Source organism: Streptosporangium nanhuense, assembly GCF_059358815.1.
Genome location: NZ_JCADBG010000027.1, coordinates 22798 through 40272, shown reverse-complemented (window position 1 = coordinate 40272; position 17475 = coordinate 22798). Strand labels below are relative to the sequence as shown.

The window sequence follows — 17475 nt, the reverse complement described above, 5'->3', positions numbered from 1 at the left end:
GTTCACGTCCCTGTCCGGACGTCGTAAGCACTGTTGGGAGTGCCGGAGACCGGCTCGAAGGTGATCCCGGTGACCCCGGCGCCGTAGGCGATCTGGTCGGCGGGCACGTACACCGGGAGCAGGATCGCCTCGTCGGTGACGACGATCTTCTGCACCTTCGCGTAGAGCTCCTTGCGCTCGGCGAGGTCGGCGGTGGCCGACGCGTCGGCGAGCAGCTTGTCCAGCTCGGCGCTGCCGAACTTCGTGCGGTTGATCGCGGCGTCCTTCGCCAGGATCAGGTTGAGCGCCGCCCCGGCGTCGGTGTCGCCGCGCGAGTTCTCGAAGAGCTCGTACTCGTTGTCGTCGATGGCCTTCTGCGCGGTGCCCTGGTCCACGATCTTGACCTGGAAGTCGATCCCGGCGCTCTGCTTGACGGCCGCCTGGACGGCCTGGGCGAGGACGTCGCGGCGGTCGCGGACGAACGGGGCGGCGTTGACGGTCCGCACGGTCAGCCTCCTGCCGTCCTTGACCCGGAAGCCCTCGGCGTCGCGCTCCTTCCAGCCCGCCTCGTCGAGCAGCTGGTTGGCCCGCGCCGGGTCGTTGCCGAAGGTCTTCTCCAGCGAGGGGTCGTAGAACTGCGGGCTGCCCTGTCCGATGACGCTCCAGGCCCGCTTGGCGGTGCCCTGGTAGACGGAGTTGAGCACCGCGTCCACGTCGACGGCGTCGCGGAAGGCCTCGCGGACCCGCTTGTCGTCGAACGGGGGGCGGGAGGTGTTGAAGTAGTAGGAGAACGCGCTGCCGGAGTTGAGGCTGGTCTCCAGCTTCAGCTGCGGGTCGCTCTTGATGAGGCCGATCTCGGTGGCGGGCACGCCCTCGATCACCTGCACCTGCCCGGAGGTGAGCGCGCCGACCCGGACCGCCGCCTCGGGCAGGAAGCGGTAGGTGATCTCGGCCAGGTGCGCGGGGCCCTGGTGGGCGGAGCCGGTGGGCGGCCAGTTGTAGTTCGGGTTGCGCTTGTAGTGGACCTCCTGGCCGGGGGTGAACCGGTCGAGGATGAACGGCCCGGTGCCGACCACGTCGACGCCGCCCGCCTTGAGGTCCTTGGCGTTCTTCAGCGACTTCGGGGAGACCTGGCCGGCGTACGGGGCGGAGAGGAAGTCGAGGAACAATCCGTCGGGGGCCTTCAGGGTGACCTTCAGGGTGTGCGGCGCGGTCGCCTCGGCCCTGTCGAAGTTGCGCAGCTGGATGGCGCTGACCGCGGCGTTGTAGCCGGGCGAGACGAGCTGGTCGAGGTTGGCCTTCACCGAGGCGGCGTCGAACTTCTCGCCGTCGTGGAAGGTGACGTCGTCGCGGAGCTCGAAGGTGTAGGTGAGCTCGTCCTCGGACACCTTCCAGGACTTGGCCAGCCAGGGCAGGAACTCGCCGTTCCTCCCCCGGGCGATCAGGGTGTCGAACTGGTTGTGGACCAGCAGGCGGGCCTTGTTCTGGCCCCACTGGTGCGGGTTGAAGGTGATCGGCTGCGTCTCCACCGCCCACACGAGCGACCCGCCGTCGCCGCCCCCCTCGCCACCGGCCGCCGTGCTCGGGGCCCCGCTCCCGGCCCCGCACGCCGCGAGCGCCAGCACCCCGGCGAGCGTCAGGGCGCCCCATCGCAACTTCACGTTCTTCTCCTCGCGCTTTCCTACTGCCTGGTTCTGTACTACGGGCTCTGATGCGGCGTTCCGGTTGGAGCGCTTCATGCGACGTGCCGTCTTATCTGGGTTCCGGCGGCCTCGGACAGCACGATCCGGGCGAGGGCGTCGGCGTGGCGGAAGAGCGGGGCGTTGAGACGGGGCCTGGCGAAGCCGCCGGTGGCCCGGCCGCCGACGACCCAGGGGCCGAAGGCGAACCTGCGGGGGTGCGGGGTGCCCGACCTGTCGAGCAGGCGCCGGTCGGCGGGCCGTACGTTCACCAGGCCCGACTCCTCGTCGAGCTCGCCCCGGTCGCGGAGCGCGGTGATGAGCGGGTCGACGGCCCGGCTCACGCTGGGCGCGGGCAGCCTGGCCTCGACGAGGGTGGTGGCCGCCACGCCGCCGGGCACGGTGGGGCTCTGCGCCCGCCAGCGCCCGTCGTGGTGGTCGACCTTGAGGTCCGCGCCGAGGAAGGTGACCACCCCGGCCCTGGCCAGGGCGCGCAGCTCCTCCAGCCGGGGTCCCGGCGGGCCGCTGGCGAGGTGGCTGAAGAACCCGCCGAACCACGGGTCGAAGATGCCCGCCTCGGCGAGGACGCCGTAGACGGAGAGCAACCCGAGGATCATCGCGTGGTCGGCGCTGTGCGCGGGGTCGGAGCGTCGCCGCAGGTCGGCGGCGAGATAGCCGTGCATCCACTTCCGCAGGCCCGCCTGGTCGCCGAACCGGATGCCGGTCAGCGGCCGGTCGAGCCGGTCGAAGTCGAGCCGGTCGAGGTGCCGAGGCACGGTCTCGCGGATCAGTTTGCGCATCCCGAGACTGCGCCACTCCTCGGCCGCGTAGACCTCCTCGAACTCCGCCCATCCCCGCTTGGCGCGCCCGGGGTGGGCGGTGACGAGCTCGTGGTAGTACGCGAAGGCCAGCTCCTTGGCGACCAGCGGCCACACGTCCCTGCGGAAGTCCCACGGCCCCTCGCCCAGCGCCTCGCGGGTGAGGAAGCGCGGCACCGGCGGGCGGGTGCCCGTGAAGGGGTAACCGGTCTTGGAGTGGTACGGCACGCCGCGCCGCGACCCCACGTGCAGGAGCGGCTCGCGCCCGTTGGGCAGGTAGACCAGCTCCCCGTCGTACTCGCGGACGAACCGGCCGCCCCGGCCCGAGGTGAGCAGCACCATCAGGTCGACGAAGGCCAGCCCCATCCCCCGCATGATCACCGGTTCCCCGGCGGGGATGCCGTCCAGGTCGAGGTCCGCCGCGTAGCCGGTGGGCAGGTAGCGCAGCCCCGCGCGCGCCGCCAGGCCGGCCAGCGCGCCCTCCTCCCTGGTCGGGGTCACGTCGCCGTGCCCCTGGGCCAGGATCACCGCGTCCGCCTCGATCGTCCGGCCGTCCTCCAGCGTCACCACCTGGCCGCCGGGGACGTCGGCGAGGTCGACGGCGCGGGCGTCGTGCACGTGCACCCGGACGCCGCGCGGGGCGTTCGCCACCGCCTGCCGGAAGACGTGGGAGAGGTAGCCGTTCTGCACCGGGCGGGAGGCGAACCGGCCCGGGTCGCCGCCGAGCCACTCGGCCAGCGTGGGTCCTGGCCGGATCGGCCCCTCGCAGCGCACCGACTCGTCGGTGAAGAGCGTCACGTCGGCGGCGGCGGAGTTCATCCAGAGCAGGTCCGGCTGGTCGTGGCGCCAGACGCGCCCGCCGCCCGGCGGGTGGGGGTCGATCACGTGGACGTCCAGCGACGGCCAGCCGAGCAGGTCGGCGGCGTTGGCGCAGATGCGCTCCACCAGGCAGGTGCCCGTCGGCCCCGCGCCGACGACGGCGATCGAGGCGCTCATACGGCGGCTCTGCGGTGCGGCTGGTCCCAGTCGGCGCGCAGTGGCTCGACCGGGATCCGCCAGGCGTCGGTCTCGCCCTTCCAGGGGGAGATGGCCGTGAAGTCGGTGTTCTCGCGGAAGGCGGGGTGGGCGTACAGGTCCCTGGCGTAGTCCCACAGGTTGGGGAAGGCGGTCAGCGGGCGCTCGCTGATCCTGGCCGCCGGGTTGTCGCTCAGGTCGAAGCGGAGCAGGGTCGGCCAGAGCCGCACGTCCGGCTCGGTGATCCCCGAGCCGAACAGGAACCTGCGGTCGGCCAGGCGGTCGTCCAGCTCATCGAGGAAGGCGACCACGGACGCGCGCGCCTCGGTGTACGCGGTCTCGGTGGTGGCCGCCGCCACGCGGCCCGCCGCCGTGTTGACGATGTCGTGGATCCTCGTGTTGAGCTCGTCGATCTCCGGCCTGAGCTCCTCGGGGTAGAGGTCGGCCTCGGGGTCGCCGCCGAACCGGGTGGCCAGGTCGATCGTGATGTCGGGGAAGTTGTTGCTGACGATGCGGCCGGTCGTCCTGTCCCACAGGACCGGCACCGAGACGTGCCCGTCGAAGCCGGGCTCGGTCGCCTCGTACGCCTGCCGCAGGATGGTGAACCCGTTGACCGGGTCGGCGCCGCGCCGCTCGCGGAACGCCCACCCGCGGCCGTCGCGCTCGTCGTCGACGTAGGAGAGCGAGACCACGTCCTGGAGTCCCTTGAGGGAGCGCACGATGGCCGCGCGCTGCGCGTACGGACAGACCGCCGCGACGTAGAGGTGGTAGCGGCCCGGCTCGGCGGGGAAGGCGGGTGTGCCGATGCGCCCCTGGAAGGGGTAGCGCGGGCCGGGCCTGCCACCGGGCCGGTAGTGGCCGTGGGTGCCGAGGTCGACGGGGCTCGCGTGGTTCAGTGTGCTGGTCTTCGACATGTGGCACTCCCGGGCATGTCTCGGTGACCCTGGTGAGGGGGTCCGCGCTTGCGGCACGCCCACCGTGCCGCCAGGTCTCCCCCGGGGGCACCCCGCCGCGGTGCGAGGGTTGCCGGTCAGCCGGCCGGGGCTTCTCACTGACACTCTTAACCTATTTAGAAGGTAGGAAATACATAGATCTCTGTCAAGCCTTAGTGTTGGGGAATGTCCTATGAGAGCGTGAATGTGGTCTATCGCAAGTACGACGGATCACTGCACTGGCACCACCGCGGCCTGCTGCTCGGCGAGGACGAGTACGGAGTGTGGACGGGCTGCGTGGCCGACTCCAGCGGCTACAAGGGCGACGGGGACGCGGTCGCCTGGCCGCATCCGTTCGTGATGCTCTTCCCCCGCGACGCCTGGTGGACGGCCGCCTTCAACGCCGCCCCGCACAAGTACGAGATCTACTGCGACATCTCCACGGTGCCGGAGTGGAGGGACGGCGAGGTCACCATGGTCGACCTGGACCTCGACGTGATCCGGATCCGCCGCAACCTGCTGAAGGGCCGCCCGAGCAAGGTCTTCCTGGACGATGAGGACGAGTTCGAGGAGCACCGGGTGAAGTACGCCTACCCGTCCGACGTGGTGGAGAGCGCCCGCGCCTCGGCCGCCTGGCTGATGGAGGCCGTCGGCGCCGGCACCGCCCCCTTCGGCGCCGCGCCGCGCTGGCTCGCCCTGGTCACCTGAGCCCCGGCCGTTCGATCGTCCGGGGTCCGGCGCGGCGCGTCCCGTACGGACGGCAGTGCCGGGGGCGCCCTTCCGGCACGGCCCCCGGCACTCCCCCGCCCTCTCGCGGTCTCAGCGGGTGCGGTTGCGGAACAGCCTGCCGGAGAGGACCGCCGAGACCAGCAGGAAGCCGCCGCACCAGGCCAGCGCCTTCCACGGGTCGCTCCCCACCGGCCGGTCGAGCAGCAGACCGCGCACGGACTCGATGATCGGCGTGGCCGGCTGGTTCTCCGCGAACCCGTGCAGCCACGCGGGCATGGTGTGCACCGGGACGAAGGCGCTGCTCGGGTAGGGCAGGAACATCACCAGGAAGGTGAAGCCGCCCGCCGCCTCCGGCGTCCTGGACAGCAGGCCGACCACGGCCGAGACCGCGGAGACGGCCAGCACGAACACCACCAGGACGCCCGTCGCCGCGGCCCAGCCGGCCAGGCCCGCCTCCGCCCGGAAGCCGAGCAGGAACGCGACGGCGAACACGATGGCGAGCGAGGTGAGGTTGCGCACGGTGCTGGCGGCCACGTGCCCGCCCAGGAACGCCCCGCCGCCGACGTCCATCGACCTGAACCTGTCGACGATCCCCCGGCTCATGTCATGGCTGACGGCGACCGCGGTGAGCGAGGCTCCGTAGGAGGCGCACATGACGAGGATGCCGGGGACGGCGTAGGTGACGTAGTCGACGCCGGTCTGGATCGCGCCGCCGAACAGGTAGACGAACAGCAGCATGACCAGGACGGGCATCAGGAACGAGGTGAGCAGCGCGTCGAGGTTGCGCAGCGACAGGCGGACGGCACGGCCGGTCATGACCGGCCAGGCGACCCAGGCGGCAAGGTCAGACACCGGCCCGCTCCCCGTCCTTCAGCTCCCTGTTCGTCAGCGCGAGGAACGCGTCGTCGAGCGTGGCGCCCCGCACGGTGAACCTCTCGACCGCCGAACGCCCCGGGTCCACCTCGTCCAGCAGGGCACGGATCCCCGCGGCGCTCCCGTCCGTGGCCGCCCCGACGGTCAGCCTGCCGGGATCGGTGTGGACGGCACGCGCCCCGAGAAGGCGCGTCACCTCGGCGAACGACCGGGCGTCGGCCAGGACGAGGTCCAGCCGCCAGGCGGCGACCCTCGCCTTGAGCTCGTCGGCGGTGCCCTCCGCCACCACCCTCCCGCCGTCGAGCAGCGCGATCCTGTCGGCCAGGCTGTCGGCCTCCTCCAGGTACTGGGTGGTGAGGAAGACCGTGGTGCCCGAGCCGGCGAGGCGGGTGATCACCTCCCACATCGCCTGCCTGCTCCGCACGTCGAGCCCCGTGGTCGGCTCGTCGAGGAAGATCACCGACGGCGCGCCGACCAACCCCGCGGCCAGGTCCAGGCGTCGCCACATGCCCCCCGAGTACGTGCCGACCCGCCGCCTTCCCGCCTCGGCCAGGTCGAACCGCTCCAGCAGCTCGGCCGCCCTGCGGCGGGCCCCTCCGCGTGACAGGCCGGACAGGCGGCCCATCATCCGCAGGTTCTCCTCGCCGGTGAGCAGTTCGTCGACCGCCGCGTGCTGGCCTGTCAGGCTGATGGCGCGGCGGACGCGGCGGCGGTCGCGCACGACGTCGAACCCGGCGACCGTGGCCCGTCCCGCGTCCGGCGTGACCAGCGTCGCCAGGGTGCGCACGGTCGTCGTCTTGCCCGCGCCGTTGGAACCGAGCAGCGCGTACACGCTGCCCTTGGCCACGCGCAGGTCGACGCCGGTCAGGACGGCGACCCGGCCGTAGGACTTGGTGAGGCCGCTCACCTCTATGGCTGGCTCCACTACCCCTCCTGTGTATGACGTACGCTCTACTGTTTATGGCATACGCGGCATTGCGTAAGGTATACACTCGCAGGAAAGGACGGTCAAGCCCGGGAGCGCGATGGAAGTGCCGGAGAGCGTGGAGATCGCCTGGGGCCTGCGCGAGCGGCCGGGCAAGGGGCCCAAGCGCACCCTGAGCCTGGAGCACATCGTGGAGGCCGCCCTGCGGGTGGGCTCGGCGGAGGGGCTCGCCGCGGTCTCGATGAGCAAGATCGCCACCGAGCTCGACGTCTCCACGATGGCGCTCTACCGCTACGTCTCCTCCAAGGGCGACCTGCTCATGCTCATCACGGACGCGGTGCTCGGCCCGCCTCCCCCGCTCCCGGAACCCGGCGACGACTGGCGGCACGGCGTCCACCGCTGGGCCTCCGCCATGCGCGCCGCCCTGCAGCGGCACCCCTGGTCGCTGCGCATCCCCATCACGGGCCCGGGGATCATGCCCAACCACGTCGCCTGGCTGGAGGCCGGACTGCGCTGCCTGCGCGGCACCGGGCTCGACCCGGGCACGAAGACGGCGGCGCTGCTGCTGGTCAACGGCTTCGTCAGGACCGAGGTCGGGCTCCTGGCCGATCTCCAGGAGTCCTTCGACGCCTCAAAGGTCACCGACGAGGAGGCGCTGTCCGGCTACGGCCGGGCGCTCTCCAAGCTGACCGACGCCGAGCGCTTCCCCGAGATCCACGAGCTTCTCGAGGCCCGGGTCTTCGACATGTCCAGCGGCCCCGAGGACGAGTTCCTCTTCGGCATGGACCGCATCCTCGACGGCCTCGCGGTGCTCGTGACCGGAGAACCGCCCACCTGATCCGGGACGGCCCCACGCCCGGCCCGCGCGCGAAGAGACCTGCGGGAGCGAGAACCCGGGTCGCCTGAAAGGACCTGCCGGGGACCTGCAGGGGCGGGAAGCCGGGTCGCGTAAAAGGACCTGCCGGGGCGGGAACTCGGGACGCCCCTCCCGGCTCGCGTAAGAAAGGACCTACAGGGGCGGGAACCCCGGGGCGCGGCGCTCGACGAAGCTGGCGACGCCCTCGACGAAGTCCGGCCGGCCGAAGGACTCGGCCATCAGGCGCGTCGCGGCCTTCTCCGACGTCTCCAGGCTCTGCTGCCAGTCACCCCAGACCTGACGCTTGATCACCGCCATCGAGGCCGGGGAGCTGTGCGTCGCCAGCTCGTGGGCGTAGGCCAGCGTCTCCTCCATCAGCCTCTCCCCGGGCACCGACCGGCCGGCCAGGCCCAGCTCGTACGCCTCGGCGCCGGTGAAGGTACGGCCCGACAGCAGCAGGTCCATCGCCTTGGCCTGACCGGCCAGGCGGGGCAGGACCCACGACATGCCGTACTCGGCGATCAGGCCGCGCCGGGCGAAGGCGGTGGTCCACTTGGCCTCTGCGGCGGTGAAGACCAGGTCGCAGAGCAGGGCGTGGACCATGCCGAGCCCGGCACAGGCGCCGTTGACGGCGGCGATGATCGGCTTGCGGACCGTGGTCGGGAAGGTGGTGGGGCGCGGGTCGGGCTGCCCCGCGTAGGAGCCGTCCTGAAGGGAGGTGAGCGTCTGGAAGTCCGCCCCGGCGCAGAAGCCCCGCCCCGCGCCGGTGACCACGATCACCCGGACCTCGGGGTTCTTCTCGGCCTCGGCCAGCTGGTCGAAGTAGCGGCGGCCCATCTCGTCGGTCCAGGCGTTGAGCCGGTCCGGGCGGTTGAACGTCAGCGTCAGCACGCCCCGCTCGATCGACGACAGCACCAGATCGACCATCCCGCATCCCCCTCGAAAGCCCACCGGGACACCCGCCCGGAGAGACACAGAATATCGTTCTACACCTTTTCCCTCTCCGGCGTCAGCATGTGCGAGCGGACCAGATCCTCGACCGTGGCACGCAGGCCGAGGAAGGAGGAGGTCCGCTTGACCGCGAGGGCCCGGTAGGCGGGCAGGCCGATCGGGACCTCGGCGGCGACCCTGCCCGGACCGCAGGCGAAGACGAGCACCCGCTGGGCGAGCAGGACGGCCTCCTCCACGTCGTGGGTGACCATCAGCACGGTCGTGCCCGTGTCGCGCCACACCTCGCGCAGGAAGAGCTGCATGTCCTCCTTGGTCTGGACGTCCAGCGCCCCGAAGGGCTCGTCCAGCAGCAGCACGGCCGGCTCGCACGCCAGCGCCCTCGCGATCGCCACCCGCTGGCGCTGCCCGCCGGACAGCTGCCGGGGCAGCGCGCCCGCCAGGGCCGACAGCCCGACCTCGCCGAGATACCAGCGGACCCGCCGCTCCCGGTCCGCCCGGGAGATCGGCAGCAGCCGCAGCCCGAAGGCCACGTTCTCGGCGACGGTGAGGAAGGGGAACAGCGCGCCCGACTGGAAGACCAGCCCGCGCTCGGGCCCCGGGCCCGTGACGGGCGCCCCGTCGAGCGAGATGGATCCCGCGCTCGACGGGGTGAGCCCGGCGATCAGCGACAGCAGCGTCGACTTCCCCGAGCCGCTCGCCCCGACCACGCACACGAACTCGCCCGGCTCCATCGACAGGTCGATGCCGTCCAGGACGCGCGTGGTCCCGTAGTCCTTGGCCACGCCGCGCAGCACGAGGGTCATGCCGCCCACCTCCGGAAGCCGCTCGGGACCTGTGACGCGGACCTCACACCACCCACCTCCCGAGACGATCGCGCAGGACGCGCAGCGCCACGTCGATCAGCAGGCCGACGACCCCGATCACGATGAGCACCGCGAAGATCTTGTCGGTCTGCAGGAACCGCTGGGCCCGGACGATCCGGTAGCCGAGCCCCGACTCGGCCGCGATCAGCTCGGCCACCACCACGAAGTTCCACGCGGCGGCGGCGTTGATCCGCGCCGCGTCCACGACCGCCGGGAGCGCGTACGGCCAGATCACCTTCCTGAGGATCTCGCCGCGCCGGGCCCCGAGGGTGGCCGCGGCCTGGCCCAGCTCGCCGGGCACCCGCCGTACGGCGTCGGCGACCATCAGCGTGTTGAAGAACACCACGCCCAGCACGAGAATCGCGATCTTGGAAGGCTCGCCGAGACCCAGCCAGATGATCAGCAGGGGGATGAAGGCGGCGGCCGGCATGTAGCGGAGCAGGCCGACGACCGGTTCCAGCAGCGCCAGCGCCACGGCCGAGGTGCCCATCGCGACGCCCAGCGGCACCGAGACCAGCACCGCCAGCCCGAACCCGGCGCCGACCCTGCCGAGGCTGGCGAGGGTGTCGTCGAGCAGCTGCCCGGTGCCCAGCATCTCCGCGAACGCCTCCAGGACGGCCAGCGGGGAGGGCAGGAAGGTGGGATCGACCAGCTCCGCCGAGCTGACGGCGGCCCAGAGGGCGAGCGGGAACAGCACCGAGGCCACTCGCAGGCCCCAGCGGGCCCGGACGGACGGGCCCCGCCCACCTGATCGGCCCCGTCCCGCGACCGGCCCGCTGCCTTCAACCGGTCCCGGCCCTTCGGCCGGCTCTTTCCCCTCGCCCGGCTCTTTCCCCTCGCCCGGTTCTCTCCCCTCGCCCGGTTCTCTCCCGCCGGACGGGTCGGGACCGGAAGCGGGGCGTCGTCTCCGGAGGCGTCCCGGCCGGTCCGAACGGCGGGGCAGCGGCTCCCAGTCCCGTCGCCCCGCGTCGGGAGACGCGACGGGTTCCGCGGTCCGCGCGCTCATCAGGGCCTCGACCTTCCGGGCGGCGAGCAGGGCGAGCCGGACCCGCCCCGGCCACAACCGGTCGTCCCCCGGCGTCGTCTCCATGTCGGCGCTCCCGCTGTTCTCGCAGTTCTCACGGCTGTTGCGACCCTCACGGCTTGAGACTCCTGACGAATTTCGGCTCGAACAGGCCGTCCAGCGAGGGCTCGGTGTCGGCCAGGCCCGAGTCGACGAGGAACTTCGCGATCAGGGCGGCCTGGTTGTCGAGGTGGTCGCCGGTGTCACCGGGCTCGAAGGCGGCGAGGTTGTCCTCCAGGGAGAAGATCGTGGTCCCCGCGTCGTAGCTCGCGTAGTCGGCCTCGCTCACCCCCGCCCGCTTGGCCATGATCGCGGTGGCGTCGGCCTTGTTGGCGGCGATCCACTCCAGGGTCTCGAACCAGGTCTTCACCAGCGCCTGCACCTCCTGCGGCCGCTCGGCGACGAGCGGGGCGGCCACCACCAGATGGTCGGGGATGGCCCCGGGGAAGTCCTTGGAGGTGGCGATCGCCGTCGAACCCGGCAGTTCCAGGGCGGTGGTGGTGAAGGGCGCGAACACGCCGACAGCGTCCACCTGGCCCGCTTTGAAGGCCGCGGCGGCGGCGTCGGTCGGCAGCGGCTTGAAGGTGACGTCCTTCTCGGTGAGCCCCGCCTTGCGCAGCGCGAGCAGCAGCAGGTAGTGGTCGACCGTCCCCTGCTCGGCCGCGACGGTCTTCCCCTTCAGGTCGGCCACCGTGGAGACGCCGGACCTGGCGATGATCTGGTCGTTGCCGGTGGAGTTGTCGTTGACCAGCACGATCGTCTGCTTCGCCCCGCCGGACACCGAGGCGATGGTGTCGTTGAGCGTCTGGCTGTTGGCGTCGACGTTGCCGGTGGCCAGCGCGGTCAGGCTGTCGGTGTAGCTGTCGAAGTACTTCAGCTCGACCTCGAGGCCGTTCTTGGCGAACAACCCCTTCTCCTGGGCGACCTGCCAGGGAAACCAGCCGGGCCAGGCGGAGAAGCCCAGCGTGAGGACCTTCTTCCCGCCGGAGGCCGCGGGCTCGGCGGTTCCTCCCGGGGCGGACGCGCACGCCGCGCAGGCGGCGAGCAGGCAGAGCGGGACGAGCAGGCGAAGCGAGACCGACGACCGGAGCGAACGGAGCGGGCCGGTCAGGCGGAGCGAACGGAGTGGGCGGAACAGGACGAGCGGGCGGCGGAGCATCAGGAGGCTCCCTTCCTCGCGGGCAGGTGCCCGGAACGGACCAGGCAGCCGAGGGTGTCGCAGATGACGCGGGTGGCGATCAACGAGGTGATCTCCGCGTTGTCGTAGGGCGGCGAGCACTCCACGACCTCGATCCCGGCCAGCGGCGCCGCGTCGGCGATGATCTGGATGAACTTCAGGACCTCGCGCGGCAGGAAACCGCCGGGTTCCGGCCAGCCGGTGCCGGGGACGAACGCGGCGTCCAGGCAGTCGACGTCGAAGGAGAGCCACACGGCCTCGGCGTCCTTCCAGGCGACCTCCAGCGCGCGCTCGGCCGCCGCCTCGATGCCCATCTCCACGCAGTCGGTGACCGTCATGATCGTGGTGCCGCGCTCGCGGCCGACCTTCACCCCCGGCCGGGGCGCCTGCCAGCCGCCGATGCCGATCTGCACCAGGTTCTGCGGCGGCACGTTGGGGATGTCGGTCGCGTGGAACCACGGCGTGGTGTGCATACGTTCGTCGAGGTCGGTCTCTTGCGTGTCCACGTGCCGGTCGAAGTGGATGATCCCGAGGTTGCCCGACAGGTGCTCGGCCACGCCGCGCACGGTCGGGTACCCGATGGAGTGGTCACCGCCCAGGACGACCGGGAACGCCCCGCTGGAGTAGACGTGCGAGACGGCCTTGGAGATCTGGTCGAAGGTCTTCTCGATGTTGCCGGGGATGGTGAACACGTCCCCGAGATCGGCCATCGTGATCGACTCGCGCAGGTCCACCCCCAGCTCGAAGCTGTAGGGCCCGTACAGGGCGGAGATCTTCCTGATGCCCTGCGGGCCGAACCGGGTGCCCGAACGGTAGGTCGTGCCGCCGTCGAACGGCGCGCCCAGGATCGCCACGTCGTACTCACCGCAGCGCCGCACGTCCTCGACGTACGGGGCCTTGAGGAAGGTGTTGATCCCCGCGAAGTGCGGCAGCTCGCCCCGGGAGAAGGTCGGGATGCGCCGGTCGACGATGGAGTCGGCGCCCTGCAGGCCCACCTCCAGGGCCCAGGCGATCTCGCGTTCCCAGTTGGTGGTGGGCAGTTCGGCCTCGCGGTCGACGGCGAAGCGGGCCTCGGGGCCGTACCGGTCAGGCCCCGAGGGGGCCGCGCCGGAGGGGCCCTGGCGGGCGGGGTCGGAAGCGGACGGGTGCCAGTGCATGGAGCTCCGATCAGCTCGGAACCCGGCCGGAGGGCAGCCGGGATCGGCCGGCCTCCCGGGCTTTTGTCCCGCCGTGGAACGGCCGCACGGCCGCCTGCACCTCTCGGACCAGTCCCGCGCCGACGCCGTACGACCTCACGATCGTGAACGCCCGGCGTCGGCGGCGGCGGAACCCTAGGTGCGCCCCACCATGAGGTGGGTCACTGCAAGTGCATCGCCGGTACGTTTCCTCTGGATTAACCCCCTGTTGCAGTCCAGTGACCGAGTGCACGTGCCAGGGAGTCCGGATGGTGGACGAAGTTCGGCGACAGCAGCCGATCCTCGTAGTAGCGGTGGAAGACCGGCGTGGCCGAGGACGACATGGGGGGCACGATCCAGGTCCAGTCGGCCGGGCAGACCCGTCCCTCCCTCTTCTCGCGCTCCACGTGCATCAGGAAGTGCCTGGACTCGGTGTGGTGGTCCGTCATCGTCACTCCCGCCCGCTCGAAGGAGTGCAGCACCGCCACGTTCAGCTCCACCAGCGCGTAGTCCCGCCAGAGCGATCGGTCACTTTCGGTGTCCAGTCCCATGCGCCGGGCGATGACCGGCATCAGGTCGTAGCGGTCGGTGTCGGCCAGGTTGCGGGCGCCGATCTCGGTGCCCATGTACCAGCCGTTGAACGGGGCCGCCCGGTAGCAGACCCCGCCGATCTCCAGGCACATGTTCGAGATGACCGGCACCGCGTGCCAGCGCAGTCCCAGCTCCTCGAACCACCGGTAGGCGGGATGCGAGAGCGCGACCTCCAGCACGGCGTCGCCGGGGATCGTGGACAGCAGCGGCGGCCCGTCCCCCATCGAGACCGCCAGCGGGAGGACGTCGAAGGGGCTTCCGGGCCCGCCGGGCCAGCCCAGCTCGCGCAGCATCGCGGTGAAACCGGTGTAACGAGGGTCACCGACGACCGAGCCGTCCTCCATCGCGTACCCGGCGTAGCGGATCAGCTGCTCGTTCCAGATCCGCGGCCCCGGGGCCCCAGGCCGGTCCTGGGGGAAGACGGTGATCGTCGGGCGGATCCGGCGGTTCGGCGCCGCGTCCCGCAGGTGGTTCACGCACTCGACGGCGACACCCTCGGCCGTGGTGACGTGCCGCCGGTCGCGCACCCGCAGCGAGCGCCAGTACAGGCGCCCGATGCACCTGCCGCTGTTGCGCCAGGCCACCCGGGCGCCGAAGATCAGCTCACCGGGAGTGTGGGTGTACGTCCCGCTCCTGGCGATCTCCTGCCGGACCTCGCGCAGGCGTTCCCGCAGGACTCCCGCCCCGGGATTCTCGGCGTGGAACAGCCTGAGATAGTCCTCGGCCGCCGCCACGTCGACCGGGGGCACCTCGGGGGCGCCACCGGGGGCACAAAGAACACCGGAGACACCGGGAACACCGGGAACACCGGGAACACCAGGGGCACCGGGAACACCAGGGACACCGGGAACATCGAGGACACCCGGGACGTCGCGGACCGGATCCGGCGCACGCCGCCGGGACCTTCGCCAGGTCAGCACAGAAAGACCGCCAATTGTGGCTCACGGGCACGACGACCGTTCCGGGCGGCGCGGTGCCCTGAACGCGGCGGCCCTTCCCCGCTGCGATCGCTGTTGTCCGCGGCAGCCACGCACCGAATCACTCACCGCGATCAGGGCGGCACCGGGCGCAGCGTTCCTCATTTTCTGTGATTCACCGTGGTTTGTCCGGCGAATCGCGAGGTGAGGGGCCCGCCGAATCGGAGCGGGATACGGCGAAGGCCCCGGAAGCGGGGCTTCCGGGGCCTTTCAGCTGGCTCCCGCGATAGGACTCGAACCTATAACCTGCCGGTTAACAGCCGGCTGCTCTGCCGATTGAGCTACACGGGATTGCGCTTTGCGCTGGTCGGACCGGGTGTTCCCCGTTCCTTGCGGCGCAGGAATAGATTAGCGCACTCCATGGGTGTGTGTCGCATCGATACTCCGGGGTAGGTGCGAGACGAGGCGATCCGCGAGTGATCACAGGACAGGGTCCGCGGAACATGCTTGTGGAGGTGGACATGCGTTATCGATTGATGCTCGGAGTGGGGTTCGCGGTCGGCTACATCCTGGGAAGCCGCGCCGGACGGGAGCGTTACGAGCAGATCAAGCAGCTGGCCCAGCGGGTCTCCGACAACCCCACCGTGCAGGAGACGGCCGGCCTGATGGGCGCCAAGGTCTCCAAGGCGACGGGCGTGGCCAGGACCAAGGTGAGCGACGTGGCGAGGAACCGGCTGCCGTTCCTGCGCTCGGCCAACGGCTGGCACGGCGACGAGCACGACGAGACGGGCACCGGCTGGCCGGAGAACCAGAGGACCAACGCCCCCTACTGATCTCGCCGCCGCCGAACCATCGGCATTCACGGGCCGGGAACGGCCCGCCGGATGCGAAAGGCCCCTGGCGGGGCCTTTCGCGTGTCCGGGGCCGATTTCCTCGGGCGCCAGGGCTCCGGCGTGTCGCCTCGGGGGCTTCTCGAACGCCAGGGCTCCGGCGTGTCACCTCAGGGCACCTTCCCGGACGTTACGGCTCCGGCCATGTCATCCTCAGGCACCCCTCGAACGCCGGGCGCCTCTCAGACTCCGAAGCTCCGGCGTGTCTCCTCAAGCGCCTGCTCCGCGAGGGCGCGCAGGCCGGGGTCCTCCGGATCGAGGCCGGAGTCGAAGACGAACTCCCAGACCAGCCGGTCGTCGTCGGTCCTCCTCGCCACCAGCCGCACTCCCCCTCGCGCGTCCAGCGGGACGTACTGGTTGACCACGATGGAGGCGGTCACCCGCTCCCGCACGGCCTCGGGGATCCGGCCGGGCTCGGGCAGCAGCGCCCGGTGCGACCGCCCGTCGGTGGTGCCGACCGTCAGCCCCTCCTCGTCCCACACCCCGCGATCCACCCGGAACCAGGGCAGGCGTTCGCCGCCCAGATAGAGGGCCTTGTCCGCGGCGATCACGTAGCCGTCGGGCCCCTCGGCGTAGGCGAGCACCCGGTCGCCGGGGACGACGGCCGCGCGGACCTCTGAGGGCATGCGATTGAAGAGCTTCACCGCTCCACGGTATCCGCCAGCAGGTCGAGGGTGAGCGCGGCCGACCAGGAGAAGTCCCGGCTGCCCCGCCCGCTGCCGTCGAAGGGGTCGAAGCACTCGCGGAAACCCGCCTGCCGTACGAGGCGCAGGGTGCCCGAGCCGAGCAGCCGCGCCAGTCCCGACAGGTCGTGCGCGCCCGCCGCCCGCCGCAGCAGCCAGTTGGTGTTCACCCAGGACGGCCCGCGCCAGTAGCAGGACCGGTCGAACTGCTGGGCGCGGATCTCGCAGCTCGGCACCGGGTATCCGGCGGCCCCCATGAAACGGGCCGACTCCAGCACCCTCACCAGCTCCGCGACCCGGTCGGCGGGCATCTCCTGGTCGAGCATCGGCCCGAAGCAGCCGACCGTGCAGACGGGGCTGAGCCGCCCGCCGCGCAGGTCGCGGGCGCGGAAGACGCCGTCGTCCCACAGACGTTCCAGCAGCGCCGCGCGGATCCGCTCCGCCGCCTCCCGGTGCGGGCCCGCGTCCGCGCCCGCCACCGGGGCCAGCTCGGCGAGCGCCTGGCAGGAGGCGAGCCAGATCCCGTTGAACATCGGGTCCTCGACCGCGAACGGATGCTCGTCCCGCAGGTAGGCCGGGTCGTAGCCGGAGTTCCGGTAGCCCAGGACGAGGGCCATGTAGCGGTCGTGGCGGCTGTCGGGAGGCCGTTCGGAGGGCTCCTCGCGCCGGTGGTAGGCGTGGCGCACCGAGGGCAGCGCCTCCAGCGGCGCGTCCCAGGCGGGGCTGTCGTCCATCCCGGACTCCCACGGGTGCACGATCGCGGCCAGCCCTCCCCCGCCGAGGTCCCTGGAGGTGGCGAGGTAGTCGTGCTGGGCGGCCAGCATCGGGTAGATCCGCCGTACGAGGGCCACGGCCGTGTCGCGGTCGGCCGCGTGCCGCCATATCCACCACAGGGCCAGCGCGTGCAGCGGCGGCTGCGTCAGCCCGGAGGTGCACACGGCGTTGGGAGAGGCCGGGTGCTCCGGGGAGCGCCAGACCGAGGGGCCGGGGAAGTAGCCCTCCGCCTCGACGGGGTGGAAGACGATGTGCGGCACCATCCCGGTGCCCCACTGCCCCGCCAGCAGGCTGATCAGCTCGGTTCCGGCCCTGCGGGTGTCCCAGCGGGCCAGGCCGATCGCGACGAAGGTGGAGTCCCAGTTCCACTGGTGCGGGTAGAGGCCGGGCGCGGGAACGGTCGCGGACCCCGTCCAGTTCGCGTCGAGCACGGACCACGCCTCGCGCCCGAGCGCGGCGTCGTCAACCGCCGCTCGCGACTCCATCCGCCCAGTCTGCGCCTGTATCGGCCAGGAGAACAGCCCGGCCCGCCTCGAATGCGCCGAAGACGGGTGACGTACGGCCCCAGGAACCCGCCCGGAAGCCC

16 protein-coding genes, 1 tRNA gene and 2 riboswitches are annotated in these 17475 nt (G+C 71.6%); of the genes, 3 read left to right on the top strand and 14 right to left on the bottom strand.

The window, feature by feature from the left end; translation table 11 throughout:
* Nucleotides 1-2 precede the first annotated feature (2 nt).
* The 3 genes from AC5L38_RS37065 to AC5L38_RS37055 form a co-directional block, all read right to left on the bottom strand.
* Nucleotides 3-1640, bottom strand: coding sequence for an ABC transporter substrate-binding protein (locus tag AC5L38_RS37065; RefSeq protein WP_495247479.1), 1638 nt, complete (start codon nt 1638-1640; stop codon nt 3-5).
* 74 nt (nt 1641-1714) lie between these two features.
* On the bottom strand, nt 1715-3472 hold the full coding sequence (locus AC5L38_RS37060; RefSeq protein WP_495247478.1) for an FAD/NAD(P)-binding protein: 1758 nt from the start codon (nt 3470-3472) through the stop codon (nt 1715-1717).
* A complete protein-coding gene (locus AC5L38_RS37055; RefSeq protein ID WP_495247477.1) occupies nt 3469-4404 on the bottom strand; it encodes a glutathione S-transferase C-terminal domain-containing protein in 936 nt (311 codons plus the stop codon). Before AC5L38_RS37055 ends, AC5L38_RS37060 begins: the two co-directional genes overlap by 4 nt.
* A 39-nt stretch (nt 4405-4443) precedes the next feature.
* Nucleotides 4444-4556, bottom strand: a riboswitch (SAM riboswitch).
* A gap of 52 nt (nt 4557-4608) precedes the next feature.
* Between AC5L38_RS37055 and AC5L38_RS37050 the strand changes: the two genes are divergently transcribed.
* Nucleotides 4609-5130, top strand: coding sequence for a DUF402 domain-containing protein (locus tag AC5L38_RS37050; protein WP_495247476.1), 522 nt, complete (start codon nt 4609-4611; stop codon nt 5128-5130).
* Nucleotides 5131-5241: 111 nt separating this feature from the next.
* Here the strand turns inward: AC5L38_RS37050 and AC5L38_RS37045 are convergent, their stop codons facing one another.
* Both AC5L38_RS37045 and AC5L38_RS37040 read right to left on the bottom strand, forming a co-directional pair.
* On the bottom strand, nt 5242-6003 hold the full coding sequence (locus AC5L38_RS37045) for an ABC transporter permease (protein ID WP_495247475.1): 762 nt from the start codon (nt 6001-6003) through the stop codon (nt 5242-5244).
* Nucleotides 5996-6949, bottom strand: coding sequence for an ATP-binding cassette domain-containing protein (locus AC5L38_RS37040; RefSeq protein ID WP_495247474.1), 954 nt, complete (start codon nt 6947-6949; stop codon nt 5996-5998). Before AC5L38_RS37040 ends, AC5L38_RS37045 begins: the two co-directional genes overlap by 8 nt.
* Nucleotides 6950-7049: 100 nt before the next feature.
* Between AC5L38_RS37040 and AC5L38_RS37035 the strand changes: the two genes are divergently transcribed.
* A complete protein-coding gene (locus AC5L38_RS37035; protein ID WP_495247473.1) occupies nt 7050-7787 on the top strand; it encodes a TetR/AcrR family transcriptional regulator in 738 nt (245 codons plus the stop codon).
* A gap of 171 nt (nt 7788-7958) precedes the next feature.
* On the opposite strand, the gene AC5L38_RS37030 is transcribed toward AC5L38_RS37035, so the two are convergent.
* From AC5L38_RS37030 to AC5L38_RS37000, 7 genes are all read right to left on the bottom strand, one after another.
* Complete coding sequence (locus tag AC5L38_RS37030; protein ID WP_495247472.1) at nt 7959-8732, bottom strand: enoyl-CoA hydratase-related protein; 774 nt, start codon at nt 8730-8732, stop codon at nt 7959-7961.
* A 59-nt stretch (nt 8733-8791) separates the two neighbouring features.
* Entirely contained in the window at nt 8792-9559 is a 768-nt protein-coding gene (locus AC5L38_RS37025) for an ABC transporter ATP-binding protein (protein WP_495247471.1), read from the bottom strand.
* Nucleotides 9560-9602: 43 nt separating this feature from the next.
* Nucleotides 9603-10325, bottom strand: coding sequence for an ABC transporter permease (locus AC5L38_RS37020; protein WP_495247470.1), 723 nt, complete (start codon nt 10323-10325; stop codon nt 9603-9605).
* A gap of 430 nt (nt 10326-10755) precedes the next feature.
* Nucleotides 10756-11841, bottom strand: coding sequence for an ABC transporter substrate-binding protein (locus AC5L38_RS37015; RefSeq protein ID WP_495247469.1), 1086 nt, complete (start codon nt 11839-11841; stop codon nt 10756-10758).
* Nucleotides 11841-13016 (bottom strand): agmatinase family protein, encoded by a 1176-nt coding sequence (locus AC5L38_RS37010; RefSeq protein WP_495247468.1) that lies wholly within the window; start codon nt 13014-13016, stop codon nt 11841-11843. The genes AC5L38_RS37015 and AC5L38_RS37010 overlap by 1 nt, the downstream gene beginning before the upstream one ends.
* 50 nt (nt 13017-13066) lie before the next feature.
* Nucleotides 13067-13205: riboswitch (guanidine-I (ykkC/yxkD leader) on the bottom strand.
* A gap of 47 nt (nt 13206-13252) precedes the next feature.
* Nucleotides 13253-14374 (bottom strand): nitric oxide synthase oxygenase, encoded by a 1122-nt coding sequence (locus AC5L38_RS37005; RefSeq protein WP_495247467.1) that lies wholly within the window; start codon nt 14372-14374, stop codon nt 13253-13255.
* A 443-nt stretch (nt 14375-14817) separates the two neighbouring features.
* Nucleotides 14818-14893 (bottom strand) — tRNA-Asn (locus tag AC5L38_RS37000).
* Between the two features lie 170 nt (nt 14894-15063).
* On the opposite strand from AC5L38_RS37000, the gene AC5L38_RS36995 reads away from it, so the two are divergent.
* Complete coding sequence (locus AC5L38_RS36995) at nt 15064-15375, top strand: YtxH domain-containing protein (protein WP_495247466.1); 312 nt, start codon at nt 15064-15066, stop codon at nt 15373-15375.
* A gap of 239 nt (nt 15376-15614) precedes the next feature.
* Here the strand turns inward: AC5L38_RS36995 and AC5L38_RS36990 are convergent, their stop codons facing one another.
* A complete protein-coding gene (locus AC5L38_RS36990) occupies nt 15615-16076 on the bottom strand; it encodes a hypothetical protein (RefSeq protein WP_495247465.1) in 462 nt (153 codons plus the stop codon).
* Nucleotides 16073-17374 carry an MGH1-like glycoside hydrolase domain-containing protein gene (locus AC5L38_RS36985; protein WP_495247464.1) on the bottom strand — a complete coding sequence of 434 codons (1302 nt, stop codon included), beginning with the start codon at nt 17372-17374 and terminating at the stop codon, nt 16073-16075. The genes AC5L38_RS36990 and AC5L38_RS36985 overlap by 4 nt, the downstream gene beginning before the upstream one ends.
* Between the last annotated feature and the right edge of the window lie 101 nt (nt 17375-17475).

Excerpts from the sequence above, each read along its gene's own strand:
- AC5L38_RS37060 (WP_495247478.1), bottom strand. The coding sequence starts at position 3,472 with ATGAGCGCCTCGATCGCCGTCGTCGGCGCGGGGCCGACGGGCACCTGC.
- AC5L38_RS37055 (WP_495247477.1), bottom strand. The coding sequence starts at position 4,404 with ATGTCGAAGACCAGCACACTGAACCACGCGAGCCCCGTCGACCTCGGC.
- AC5L38_RS37050 (WP_495247476.1), top strand. The coding sequence starts at position 4,609 with ATGTCCTATGAGAGCGTGAATGTGGTCTATCGCAAGTACGACGGATCA.
- AC5L38_RS37035 (WP_495247473.1), top strand. The coding sequence starts at position 7,050 with ATGGAAGTGCCGGAGAGCGTGGAGATCGCCTGGGGCCTGCGCGAGCGG.
- AC5L38_RS37030 (WP_495247472.1), bottom strand. The coding sequence starts at position 8,732 with ATGGTCGATCTGGTGCTGTCGTCGATCGAGCGGGGCGTGCTGACGCTG.
- AC5L38_RS37025 (WP_495247471.1), bottom strand. The coding sequence starts at position 9,559 with ATGACCCTCGTGCTGCGCGGCGTGGCCAAGGACTACGGGACCACGCGC.
- AC5L38_RS37015 (WP_495247469.1), bottom strand. The coding sequence starts at position 11,841 with ATGCTCCGCCGCCCGCTCGTCCTGTTCCGCCCACTCCGTTCGCTCCGC.
- AC5L38_RS37010 (WP_495247468.1), bottom strand. The coding sequence starts at position 13,016 with ATGCACTGGCACCCGTCCGCTTCCGACCCCGCCCGCCAGGGCCCCTCC.
- AC5L38_RS36995 (WP_495247466.1), top strand. The coding sequence starts at position 15,064 with ATGCGTTATCGATTGATGCTCGGAGTGGGGTTCGCGGTCGGCTACATC.
- AC5L38_RS36985 (WP_495247464.1), bottom strand. The coding sequence starts at position 17,374 with ATGGAGTCGCGAGCGGCGGTTGACGACGCCGCGCTCGGGCGCGAGGCG.